Source organism: Faecalibaculum rodentium, assembly GCF_001564455.1.
Classification (GTDB): domain Bacteria; phylum Bacillota_I; class Bacilli_A; order Erysipelotrichales; family Erysipelotrichaceae; genus Faecalibaculum; species Faecalibaculum rodentium.
The window spans coordinates 1328795-1341244 of sequence record NZ_CP011391.1 but is presented as its reverse complement, the minus strand read 5'-3'; the positions used below and the strand labels follow the sequence as shown (position 1 = coordinate 1341244).

Here is a 12450-nt window from a genome sequence, read left to right as displayed (position 1 = left end):
TATGAGTGAGAGAAACGATGTGACGGCACAGGTGCCGGATACCCCGGAAGACATGACGGACGGGAACATACAGACGTTCACCATCGGCGAAGACCAGGCCGGCCGGGCAGACAAGGCGCTGTGTCTGCTCATGGACATCTCCCGGGCCCGAAGCCGCGAACTGATTGACGACGGACGGGTCCTGCTGCAGGATACACCCGTGAAGCCGAAGACAGACCTGAAGGCAGGGGATGTGATCGCGGTCGACAGGCCACCGGAGCAGTCGCTGGACGTGCTGCCGGAGGACATGGATCTGGATATCATCTATGAAGACAGCGACATCATCGTGATCAACAAGCCGACGGGCATGGTGGTGCATCCGGCTCCGGGTCATGTGAACGGGACGCTGGTCAACGGCCTGCTTGCGCATTGCAAAGACCTCTCCGGGATCAACGGCGTAATGCGCCCGGGGATCGTCCACCGGATCGACAAGGATACCAGCGGTCTGCTGGTGGTGGCGAAGAATGATATGGCTCACCAGTCGCTGGCGGACCAGCTGGCGAAGAAAACCGCCCACCGGGAGTACCGGGCCATTGTGCATCATCCCTTTCCGCACACTCATGGTACCGTCGATGCCCCGATCGGGCGGGATGAAAAAGACCGGCAGTGCATGGCGGTGACCGCAAAGAACTCGAAACCGGCTGTGACCCATTTTGAGGTCCTGGAAAATTTCCGGAACTACGCCTATGTCCTCTGCCGGCTGGAAACCGGACGCACCCACCAGATCCGTGTGCACATGAAATACATCGGACACCCGGTGGCAGGCGATCCGAAATATGGTCCCCGCAAAACGCTGGAAAGCCACGGACAGCTGCTTCACGCTGCGGCCCTGGAGCTGGACCATCCCAGGACCGGCGAACACATGCGGTTTGAAGCCCCGCTGGAACCGGAATTTGCGAAGATCCTGCAGGACCTGGAATCGGAGGTCATCCAATGAGACCCCTGGACTGGGATGAATACTTTATGGCCATGGCCCATCTCGCTGCCTTCCGGTCCAAGGACCCGAACACAAAAGTCGGCGCGTGCATCGTCAATCCCCAGAAACGGGTGGTGGGCCTGGGATACAATGGGTTTCCCATGGGCTGCAGCGATCAGTCCTATCCATGGGACAGGGAAGGGGACTTCCTGGAGACCAAGTACCCCTATGTGGTACATGCAGAACTCAATGCCATCCTGAACTCCACCCGGGGGCTCCAGGGATGTTCCATCTACGTTTCGCTCTTTCCCTGCAATGAATGTGCCAAGGCCATCATCCAGTCCGGTATCACGAAGGTGGTGTACGAACAGGACAAGTACGATGGGACTCAGGCCAACGCTGCCAGCAAGCGGATGTTCCGGGATGCCGGTGTGCAGCTGAAAAAGATGGACCGCATCGTGGAAGTGGATGTGAAGGTCCTGTCCGAAGCATGATCAAAGACGCCGTCGGGGTGTCTGTGTGACAGGCAGGATAAAACAGAACAGCCGGCAGACCGTGAGGTGTGCCGGTTTTTCCTTTGTGCAGGCTGTCCGCGGCCGATGAATGACAACATGGAGGAATGGCTGCCAGTGACTGTCTCATGGATCCTGGTGTCTGGCAGTCTGTATCGCCTCTTTGATCCAGAGCCGGGCTTTACTCCGGTGTTTCCTTTGGTATCGCAGGCGTACCTGAGTAAACACTGAGTAAAATACCCTGGTCATCCCGTATGCTGCAGAGTATGAGCGTAATTACGGCCGTATTCCGGTAAAAATTCAAATAAAGTTCCTGAAAATGCACCTTTTTGCGGCCAAACCGGCTCGTTTTGTGAATAGACTCTTTACCCGGGAATTCCTTCGAAATGGCGTTGCAAACGCAAATGTCCTACTCTGGTTAACTCATTACGATGAGTATGAAAGAGGTGGACATGATGCTGAAACGACTATGCAGCCTGATCGCACTGGCGCCGCTGGCGCTTGCGAGCTTCGCGGGAATGCCCGCCGAAGCCAGGGATAAAACCATGCCCGAAGATCCGGACATCACCGAATTTCTGGCACTCAATCAGCCGGACCTGGAGGCTGTGGAATCCTTTTCACAGAATACAGACAAAGAACAGACAGAAACGAAGACCGGGGCTGATCCAAAACAGGACATAGAGGAAAACAAGGAAGATACAGCCCAGACCGGGGCTGATCCAAAGGCCGAAGTGACAGACACCGGCGAAAAAGACGCCGGAACTGACCAGCCCGCAGCGGCCGCAAGCAGCTCTCTGGTCCGGACTCATGGAATCGATGTATCCGGTGTGGGTCCCGAGTGGAAATTCGCGCTGACGCCTTCCTTCCTGTCTCAGATCCGGTCCGGGTCTGCATATCTCTATTACAGCGGCAGTGACGCAGATGCAGACTGGGCGCTTGGCGAAGTGGTATATGACTACTGCGGCCTGGCAGACGGGGGATACTACTACAACGGGGCCGATGAAAACGGTGCCTATCTGGAACTGACGCCGGAATCCGCTGCCCGGCTCCAGAGTGCCGTGGCCAGTGCAGACAGCGCATGGGGCGGCTATCGCCAGGGTGTCGCAAACGCCCTTGGTTCCATCAACCTGACTGTCAGCGATGAAACCCTGGTACAGGAAATTGATGCCTGGCTGTGCCGGAACTGCACGTATGTCCTGGTGGACAACGCCTATATGCCGTACTTTACAGCCACCGGTCAGGGGCAGTGTTACCAGTATGCGAAGATGTTTGCCGATATGTGCAACAGTGTGGGCATTCCGGCCTGGAAGGTGGAAGGCGGCAATCACGCCTGGAACCAGTACCAGATCAATGGCCAGACATATACCATTGACCCGACCAATGACGACTTGAACGGCGTGTACTGAGAGGAAGGTACAGACGCTGTCACCATCATAAGAGCCGTAAAAAAATCCGCCAGTGCGGATTTTTTTGCAGTTCATCGACTGTCATGGAAGGATAGCAGCTCCAAAACCGGCATTCACCGGTACGAACGAGTCTCCTCCTTCAGGCTGTACCATTGAAAACAGGCGGCTGAGGACTCTGCTTTCACGCTCAGTGCGTTCTCAGTGGCTGATCTTCTCTGTATTCCTGAAGTGCAGCTTCGCCACCTCGCCCAGTTTCTGCCGCCCATAGCGGGCCAGAAACTCCCGGCCACAGCGGTCCACTGCCGGTCCGGCACCTTTGTGAAAGGACATGTCCCAGTCCTCTTCCATTTTGTCCCAGTACTTCAGAAACGCCTCCCTGGCCAGGACTGAAGCCGCAGCCACTGCCAGATACCGGGATTCGGCTTTGGTTTCAAACTTCAGAGGCCGATATGCTTTGGTTCCGGCATACTTGTAGTACGATTTCTCCTGCACGAACTGGTCCACCACCGAGAGTTCCGGCATGACCCTGACCCGGCCGGCCAGATGCTTCCAGGTCTGGTCGTGGAGCTTTGCCTTCATATCCACGATGTTGTGATGCTCATGCACTTCGTTGTATTTTGCCGGGGGCACTACCATAAGCGAATGGGGACACAGATCCCGGATGATGGGACCCGCCTTGCGGATCGCCGCATCGGTCATTTTCTTGGAGTCCGTGATGTCCATCTTCTGCAGCACAGGCGCAGTTTCTTCGCTCACATAACAGGCCGCGACCGTCACCGGCCCGAAATAGTCACCGGTCCCGACTTCATCCGATCCGGCCTGCGGAAACATGGAAGAGCCGGCAGCAGCTGGAGCTGAGCCTGCATTCCTGCCGGTCTGACTGTCCTGTTCAGCCGGTTCCTCCTGAAGCCACTCCAGGTCTGCGCCCTGGAACACCACCTTGCCAGAGGTGTAGGCCGTCACTGTCATATCCTTCAGCTTCAGCTGCCAGTGGGTATACGACGGATGGCTCTCCCTGACAGAAAGCGGCTTCATTCGTGTATACAGGGATTCGATCTGCGCCCTGTCGCATTGTTTCACCAGTGTACTCATGCCAGTATGATACCACTCTCTGTCATCCCTCTGCCGATGCCGGCAGACAGGGGACAGGCCTCGGCAGTCTCCGGGCCTTCACCAGAATCAGGTGGTGCCATGGCCGGGGACTCCTGTGGCAATGCCCTGCGCTATCCTTTATAATGAATCGGTTAGGAGGATGTGTTTTGAGAAACGACCAGACATTTCGCCAGGAGTTGAACCAGGCCCTGGATTACGCAGACATACTCGACCGGATTGCCGGCTATGCATCCTTCAGTGGTTCAGCCGCCCGCATCCGGGAAGCCATGCCGGTGACTGACCGGATCTTTGTACGGGAGCAGCTGGATCTGGCACAGGAGGCCAGGACTTTTACACAGAATGGACAGTCCGCCTCTCTGGCCGGGATCACAGACATCCGCAGCGTGCTGCAGATGGCGCAGAAAGGACAGGTCCTGACGACCCAGGAACTGCTGGAGGTATATCTGTTCCTTCGTGCCGTGGATGGCCTCTCCAGGGCCTTTGATGCCGGGCTGTACCCGAAACTGTCGGAGCTGGCGGACTCCCTCGTGGCAGACAGCCGCCTGGAGAGCGCCATACAAGATGCGGTGGGCATGGACGGGACACTGAAACCGGATGCCAGTCCGGCGCTAGTCCGCCTGAACCGGGAACTCACACAGTCCAGGGCCTCCCTGGCTGCCCGCGGCCGGGAGTTCGTGAAAATGAACAGCCCTGCGCTCATGGAGCACATGACCACCTCCATTGGCGGCCGGCTCTGCGTGCTGGTCAAGGCTCAGGACAAATACCGGTTCGGGGGCATGATTCACGGGTCCAGTCAGTCGGGACAGGCCTTTTATGTGGAACCGGCTGCCTTCGTGGAAGCCAACTCCCATGTCCAGAGCCTGCAGGCGGAAATCGAAGAAGAGAAACACCGGATCTGCCGGGATCTGACAAAACGGGTGGGCAATGCGGCGTTTTCCCTGGAAAGCGACTTCGAAACCGTGACGGAAATCGATACAGCCCTGGCCAAGGGACGCTGGGTCCTGGACGTGGACGGTGTCATTCCTTCCCTCCAGGAACGGGACGGCTCCCTGCGGCTGGTGCATGCAGTCCACCCGCTGCTGGACCGGGAGAAAGCCGTCGCCAACGACTACCGCCTCAAGCCGCGTCAGCAGGTACTCATGATCTCGGGCCCCAACATGGGTGGAAAGACCGTGACGCTGAAGACCGTGGGGATCTGTGTGGTTCTTGCCCAGGCAGGGTTTCCGGTGCCGGCCCATGAAGCCCTGCTGCCCTGGTATGAATCCATGTGGTTCGACATTGGCGACAACCAGTCCATTTCCGAGAATCTCTCGACGTTTTCCAGTCACATGACACGCATTTCAGGCCTGGTGTCCAGCGCCGGCAGGGGAACCTTCGCCCTGCTGGATGAAGTCGGCAATGGCACTGATCCCCTGGAAGGGGCCAGTCTGGCCGTCGCGGTGCTGGAAGACCTGATGGACAAAGGAGCCACTGTGCTGACATCCACCCACTATTCCCAGGTGAAATCCTGGGGCAAGGCAGCTGACGGTGTACTCGTCTCCAGCATGGAGTTTGACGCAGAGACACTCCAGCCGACTTACCGGTATGTGGAAGATGTGTCCGGCGCCAGTTATGCCTTTGACATTGCAGCCCGCTGCGGTCTGCCGACTTCCGTCATTGACCGGGCCCGGGAACGCAAGGAACAGGAAGCCTCCCAGGTGCAGCGCGAACTGGAGAACCTCGAGCGTCTCCAGGAAACCGTACGTCACAAGGAAGAGCGGTTCCGGTCCCTGATCGACGATGCGCACCGCCTGCAGAAAGAAGCGGACCAGGAAAAGGAAAAAGCCCGGAAGGACCGGCAGCGGATCCGGGAGGAATATGCGGCGAACCTGGACTCGATGCTGGACGAAAAACGGGAAGAAGCCGAACGGATCATCCAGGACCTGAAGGGCAAGGAAAAACTGCATGAGCTTGTGGCTGACCGTACAAAACTCAACAGCCTGGGACAGGATGAGGAAGCGGACGGGGCAGAGCCGGAGACATCCGCCTCCACGAAACCGCATGTCTTCCATGTGGGCGACTATGTACGCCTGACAGGTCTGAATACACACGGCGAGATCGTGGACATCCGGCGCAAGGAAGCCACAGTGCTGGCCAATGGCATCAGGACCAGAGTCAAGCTTTCCAAACTGGAACCCATGGCCAGGCCCGTAATCAGAAAACCGGAACGCACCCATCGGGTTGATGCAGTGGCAAGCCGCTTTCCGTCGGAGCTCAACATCATCGGCATGCGGGTGGAGGAAGGACTGGACGCCCTGGACCACTACCTCGACCAGGCGGTGGTGCATCACGCCACAGTGGTGCGGATCATCCATGGCATGGGAACCGGGCGCCTGCGGTCAGCGGTCTGGAAGGATCTTTCGAAGCGCAGCACCATCAAGTCCTATGAAGCGGCGGGCCCTTCGGATGGAGGCCTGGGAGCGACCATCGTCACCCTGCGCTGACAGACCGCTGACACCTGTCCCAAGACCTGTGGGGGACTGACATCAGACAGAGACTGCCGAAAAACCGGACACAGCCGGAACAGACAGAGGAAGGAGGAACCGGATATGATCACAGAACATCTGCAGCACAAGCTCTCGCTGCTGCCCGACAAACCCGGATGCTACATCATGAAGGACGAGAACGGCTCAATTTTGTATGTTGGCAAGGCCAAAGTGCTGAAAAACCGGGTGCGGTCATATTTCCATGGCGCGCATGACATGAAAACCACCCGGCTGGTTTCGCACATCCGGGACTTCGAGTTCATCGTCACGGACTCCGAGAAGGAAGCCCTGCTGCTGGAAATCAACCTCATCAAGCTTCACCGGCCGCCGTACAACATCATGTTCATGGATGACAAAAGTTATCCCTACATTGAAGTGACCGGCACCAATCCCGTCGCCGTGCGTCGAACACGTCGGCTGACGAACAAAACCAGTCAGTATTTCGGGCCGTACCCCAATGCCTCCAGCGCCTTTGAAATCGTGCGGCTGATCAACCGGATCTTTCCCATCCGGAAGTGCCGGACACTCCCGAAACAGGTGTGTCTGTACTACCACATGCATCAGTGCCTGGGTCCCTGCGTTCAGAAGATCCCCGATGAGGAGGATGCAGAGATCCGGCGGCAGATCATCCGGTTCCTGAAAGGCGATGCCGGGGATATCCTGCAGGATCTTGAGAATCGGCGGGATGCCCTGTCCATGGAGCTGCAGTTCGAACGCGCTGCCCAGGTGCAGACGCAGATCGAGTCGCTGCAGCATGTGATGGAGAAACAGACCATCGACTTTGCGGACCGGACAGACCGGGATGTCTTCGGATGGTATGAAGACAAGGGCTACCTGAGCATCTATGGTCTGATCCTGCGGGAAGGAAAGCTCCTGGAGCGCACCCTGAGCGTGGCACCGGTCTACGGCGACAGCCAGGAGGAGTTCGAGTCGTTCATTCTCCAGTACTATCAGAACAACATCGTCCCCCGGGAAATCCTGGTTCCGCAGGGCACGGATGCAGCAGGCCTGGAAGAAGCCCTGTCGGAAGAAGGCGGCGGCAGGAAAACCCATGTCCGCATCCCGCTGCGGGGTGATAAGAAAAAACTGGCGGATCTGGCGGCCGAGAACGCCCGGACAGCCCATGAACAGAAGTTCCAGCTGGCATACAAAAAGGACCAGGAACTCGCGGAAGCCAACAGCGGACTCTCGCAGATCTTCGGCAAGCCGGTCCACACCGTGGAGCTCTTCGACAACTCCCATCTGCAGGGATCGGAAAATGTCTCCGGTCTGGTGGTGTTCAGGGATGGCTCCCCGGACAAGACGCAGTACCGGCATTACAAACTGGACGGCTACCGTTCAGATCTGGATTCCATGAAGGAAGTGCTGTATCGGCGCTATTTCCGCCTTCTCCAGCAGGACAGGCCCATGCCCGATCTCCTGCTCGTGGACGGCGGCCTCCAGCAGGTCCAGGCGGCATCAGCCATCAAACAGGACCTGGGGCTGGACCTGACCATTGGCGGTCTGGTCAAGGATGACCGGCATTCCACCAGGGGTCTGCTCCGGGAAGACGGAACGGAAGTCCCGCTGGACCGGAAGGAGCCGCTGTTTTTCCTGCTGACCCGCATGCAGGATGAAGTGCACCGGTTCGCCATATCCTACCACCGGCAGAGACGGTCGAAACGCATGACCCGCAGCATTCTGGATGAAGTCCCGGGAATCGGTCCGGCTCGGAAGCAGGAACTGCAGAAGAAGTTCAAAAGCATGAAGCGCATGAAATCCGCCACGCTGGAGGAGCTGGAGGAAGTGCTGCCGCATGATGTGGCCCTGCGCCTGAAGGAACGCCTGCAGCAGTCTTCTGTACAACCCGGGATGCCGATGGGATCCGCTCCCGAAGCGGATGACAGGAATGCGGAAGATGCAGAACTGGCAGCGCTGGCGGCTCAGCTGGCCGCACTGGATGCAGCCAGGAATCCGGATAGTCCTGAAGCGGAAGAAGCCGGGTCTGATGAGAAGGAATCGGGCAGGGAAGAGTCTCGGCCCGATATGGTAAAATAAAGCGATGAAAACGGAAAAATCTGTACTGCCATATCGCTGGGCCCTGATCTTGTTTTGCGCGGGTGTGGCCGGTACCTGTCTGTATACTGTCAACCGCGGGTATGATCCGCTGGCCCGCTATCCCTATGCAGATGAAACCCAGCGGGAGACCATACTGGCATATATGGATCAGGAAGACATCGACTATCTCATCAACCAGCAGCTGCAGCCAGGGGTGTTCATGGAGTTCCTGACACTCCCGGAATTTGATGTCCACAATGCGCTGTGGTATCGCCAGGCGATGGATACGCAGAACGAAGATCCGGAAGTCGTGGTGCATTTCATCAACCGCTACCGGGATGTCCTGCCGCTGAAAGACCTGGAGACGCTGCTCAGGCACTATTCATATGCCCAGCTGGCAGACTGGTATGAACAGCCGCATGAAGACGTGACGCTGATTCCCGATCCGACGCAGATGTTTGCCATGCCGGGTGCACATGCGAGTGTCTGGACATATATTCCGGCGGACCTGACCAGGCAGGGCAACGTCTATCTCAAGCCGGAAGCAGCGACTTCCCTGACGGAAATGCTGGAGGAATACCACCGGGTCATGGATGAAGACAAAGTGGAGGCAGAAACCGGCTACCTGCGGTTTGACGAAGCCCAGTCGCTGTACCTTGACGTGAACAATGACCAGCTGGTCTATCCTGCGGGGCAGAATGAACAGCAGCTGGGATGGACAGCGGCTCTGACCGGACATGCCGCCTGGATGTCGGCCATGAAGACACTGTTGTCGGATCCGGCATTCACTGGTACGCCTGTCGAGGCTGCCCGAAACGTATATGATGGACTGTCAGAGCAGGAACAGGAGCGGATCCAGTGGCTGCAGGACAATGCCTGGCGGTACGGCTTCATCATCCGCTGGCCGGAAACGGGACAGGAATCCACAGGGCATGTATGGCAGCCGTTCATGGTCCGGTATGTGGGACAGGAAAAGGCCCGGGACCTGCACGCAGCAGACCGGACCCTGGAGGAGAGTCAATGAAAATCGTGGCAGCCAGTGACAGTCACGGACGGGACATTCTGGATGACATCGTACGCTGGGAACCGGATGCGGACCTGTATCTGCACTGCGGGGACCTGGAGGATGATCCCAGGCGGTATCCCCAGTGGCTGTTTGTCAAAGGCAACAATGACTGGATGTATGACATGCCCCTGACCAGGGAGATCCTGTTTCAGGGACTGCACATCTATCTGTGTCATGGACACACGTTTCCCTATTCCTGCAGACAGCAGGCCATTGCGCGCGAGGCGGGGGAAGAACACTGTACGTTGGCCTTGTACGGGCATACCCATGTGCATGATGACCGGCAGATCGGCTCTGTGCGGCTGGTAAATCCCGGATCCTGCTGGATGAGCCGGGATGGCCGGCCGGCGAGCTACGCGGTGATCACAGCGGAAGATGGCGATATTTCGGTGAAATTCAAATACGAAGACCAGTGGCCGAAGGATTCGGGTGCGGACCGGAAGAAGAAGCGCTGGTTCTGGCAATAGAGCACAGGGCCAGACCAGGCGGCCAGACGCAGAAAGACGAGTGTCTTTCTGTGTGTGGCTCCCTGGTCTTTTTTGGTGGAATGTTGAGACAGGTGCTTCGGGGATGAGGAGAGTGCAACGTTTTGAGAAGACTGTGACATGCCGGAGACAGGATGGACGCAGATGGCGGTTTTCTGTGTCTGGCCCCCTGGTCTTTTTTGGTTGAGGACTGTTATTGACAGGCATGAATATGGAATCCGGGACAACGCAAGTTCTGAGGATTGGCAGTCGACTTTTTTTCATGGGATCAGACATCAACGGCAGGCCGAGGTATCTGACTGCCTGAAAAATCAGAAAAATCAGAACTTGCAGAAACCTGCGGAGACGTGTATTCTGTAGCCACAGGAGGTACGCCCCCATGTACAACTGGATGAAAGGGAATGTCTTCTGCATGCAGGCCACAATCAATGAAGCAGCCATTACGCTCAACAGTGCTGCAGCTGCATCCCTGAAAAACTGCCGGTACGTCCGGATTGGCGTGGACCCGGAACAGTGGCTCATGGCTGTCCAGCCGGTGGAGAAACGGCAGATCGAAACCGGCGCCGTACCGGCAGGGCAGATTCAGAAACTGTCTGTGGGGAAGGGCTATGCCAGGATCTCCAACAAGGAAGCCGTGCGGGAGATCAGCCGTCTGATTGGGCGACAGCCCAGCGGGGAAAAGTTTCCCGCTGAATGGAATGAGGCAGATGGTATCCTGGTGATCGACCTGAAGAAAACGGAGGAATCAGTATGATGTTTTGGATCTGGCTGGGCCTGGCGGCAATTGCCGTGATACTGGAACTGGCCACGCCGACGGCACTCGTCAGCATCTGGTTTGCCTGCGGTGCACTGTGTGCCTGGCTGCTGTCGGTGCTGCACTTGCCTGACTGGGTGCAGATCGCTGTCTTCGTGATCGTGTCGCTGCTGTGCATGCTCGTTGTTCGGCCCATCGCGGCGAAATATCTGCGTGGCAATATCGAACCCACCAATGCCGACCGGGTGATTGGTACGGTCGCAACCGTGACCAGGACCATCGACCCCGACCGCTGGGGTGAGGTGTATGCCGGTCATACGTACTGGAGTGCGGTGGACAGAGACCACCGGCTCATCGAAAAGGGAAGCCGCGTCCGCGTACTGGCCATTGAAGGGGCCAAGCTCGTGGTCACCGAGGTGAAAGGAGAATCTCTATGATGCAGATCATTTTCATTGCCGTACTGGTCGTTCTTCTGGCTGCACTGCTGTTTTCCATCGTGAAAGTCGTTCCCCAGGCCAACGCCTATGTGGTGGAACGGCTGGGTGCGTACAATACCACCTGGAACACAGGACTGCACCTGAAAATGCCGTTCATTGACCGCATTGCCAACAAAGTGACACTGAAGGAAGTGGTGCAGGACTTTGCGCCGCAGCCTGTGATCACCAAGGACAATGTCACCATGCAGATCGATACTGTGGTGTATTATCAGATCACGGATCCTAAGCTTTATACTTATGGTGTGGTGGGTCCCGTGACAGCAATCGAAACGCTGACTGCCACCACCCTGCGAAACATCATCGGCGAGCTGGAACTGGACGAGACATTGACGTCCAGAGACATCATCAACACCAAGATGCGGGCGATTCTGGACGAAGCCACCGATCCCTGGGGCATCAAGGTCGGGCGCGTGGAAGTGAAGAACATCATTCCGCCGCGCGATATCCAGGAAGCCATGGAAAAACAGATGCGGGCGGAACGTGAACGGCGGGAATCCATCCTGAAAGCCGAAGGTGAGAAGCGTTCGCGGATCCTGACTGCGGAAGGCGAGAAGGAAGCCTTGGTCCTGCGTGCCAATGCCCAGAAAGAGGCCATGATCGCGGAAGCCGAAGGCAAGGCTCAGGCCATGGAGCGTGTCTATGAGGCGGAAGCAAAGGGCATCGAAATGATCCGGAATGCGGATCCCTCCAAAGAGTATCTCTCTCTCCAGGGACTGAAGACGTACGAAAAGCTGGCAGATGGCAAGGCCACAAAAATCGTGGTGCCCAGCGACCTGCAGAACATGGCAAGTCTGCTCACTGCTGCCAGGGAGTTCGTGAAGGAAGAGGATGCCGCTGCAACAGCGCAGCCTCCGAAAGTGAAACGCTGACCTGCATCGGGTCAAACTGACCGGAAACCGGAAACGGGATGGACTGTCTGCGGATACAGACTGGCTGTTTTCCGCAGAAAAGGACGGGATTTTCTGCATGGGCAGGTCTCGTCCTTTTTCGTGCCGGTTCTTTGTCCATGCCGGCGTGACGGAGCCGGCTCTCTTGGGTATAATCAGGTTGTCGCGAAACAAAGAGCTGAACTTTGTCACCCGCGTGACAGGACAAGACAA

The 12450-nt window shown here is 57.4% G+C and carries 11 protein-coding genes; 10 read left to right on the top strand and 1 reads right to left on the bottom strand.

Annotation, left to right across the window (positions count from 1 at the left end; genetic code table 11):
- Positions 1 to 52 precede the first annotated feature (52 nt).
- The 3 genes from aalo17_RS06560 to aalo17_RS06550 all read left to right on the top strand — a co-directional run bounded on the left by aalo17_RS06560 (position 53) and on the right by aalo17_RS06550 (position 2873).
- On the top strand, positions 53 to 976 hold the full coding sequence (locus aalo17_RS06560; protein ID WP_067560165.1) for an RluA family pseudouridine synthase: 924 nt from the start codon (positions 53 to 55) through the stop codon (positions 974 to 976).
- Complete coding sequence (locus aalo17_RS06555; protein WP_067557182.1) at positions 973 to 1449, top strand: deoxycytidylate deaminase; 477 nt, start codon at positions 973 to 975, stop codon at positions 1447 to 1449. Before aalo17_RS06560 ends, aalo17_RS06555 begins: the two co-directional genes overlap by 4 nt.
- A 449-nt stretch (positions 1450 to 1898) precedes the next feature.
- Positions 1899 to 2873: a transglutaminase-like domain-containing protein gene (locus aalo17_RS06550; protein WP_082743288.1), complete on the top strand. Its 975-nt coding sequence runs from the start codon at positions 1899 to 1901 to the stop codon at positions 2871 to 2873.
- A gap of 198 nt (positions 2874 to 3071) precedes the next feature.
- On the opposite strand, the gene rnhC is transcribed toward aalo17_RS06550, so the two are convergent.
- Complete coding sequence (gene rnhC / locus aalo17_RS06545; protein ID WP_067557173.1) at positions 3072 to 3965, bottom strand: ribonuclease HIII; 894 nt, start codon at positions 3963 to 3965, stop codon at positions 3072 to 3074.
- A gap of 167 nt (positions 3966 to 4132) precedes the next feature.
- Between rnhC and aalo17_RS06540 the strand changes: the two genes are divergently transcribed.
- From aalo17_RS06540 to aalo17_RS06505, 7 genes are all read left to right on the top strand, one after another.
- Positions 4133 to 6469, top strand: coding sequence for an endonuclease MutS2 (locus aalo17_RS06540; RefSeq protein ID WP_158507747.1), 2337 nt, complete (start codon positions 4133 to 4135; stop codon positions 6467 to 6469).
- Positions 6470 to 6574: 105 nt separating this feature from the next.
- Positions 6575 to 8548: an excinuclease ABC subunit UvrC gene (gene uvrC, locus aalo17_RS06535; protein WP_082743286.1), complete on the top strand. Its 1974-nt coding sequence runs from the start codon at positions 6575 to 6577 to the stop codon at positions 8546 to 8548.
- Positions 8549 to 8552: 4 nt separating this feature from the next.
- Positions 8553 to 9572, top strand: a complete 1020-nt coding sequence (locus tag aalo17_RS06530; protein ID WP_067557168.1) for a D-alanyl-D-alanine carboxypeptidase family protein — start codon at positions 8553 to 8555, stop codon at positions 9570 to 9572.
- On the top strand, positions 9569 to 10081 hold the full coding sequence (locus tag aalo17_RS06525) for a metallophosphoesterase family protein (protein ID WP_067557164.1): 513 nt from the start codon (positions 9569 to 9571) through the stop codon (positions 10079 to 10081). Before aalo17_RS06530 ends, aalo17_RS06525 begins: the two co-directional genes overlap by 4 nt.
- Before the next feature lie 397 nt (positions 10082 to 10478).
- Positions 10479 to 10853: a hypothetical protein gene (locus aalo17_RS06515; RefSeq protein ID WP_067557159.1), complete on the top strand. Its 375-nt coding sequence runs from the start codon at positions 10479 to 10481 to the stop codon at positions 10851 to 10853.
- Positions 10850 to 11290: an NfeD family protein gene (locus tag aalo17_RS06510; RefSeq protein WP_236940453.1), complete on the top strand. Its 441-nt coding sequence runs from the start codon at positions 10850 to 10852 to the stop codon at positions 11288 to 11290. Before aalo17_RS06515 ends, aalo17_RS06510 begins: the two co-directional genes overlap by 4 nt.
- Entirely contained in the window at positions 11290 to 12219 is a 930-nt protein-coding gene (locus tag aalo17_RS06505) for an SPFH domain-containing protein (protein ID WP_420806570.1), read from the top strand. Before aalo17_RS06510 ends, aalo17_RS06505 begins: the two co-directional genes overlap by 1 nt.
- Positions 12220 to 12450: the final 231 nt, after the last annotated feature.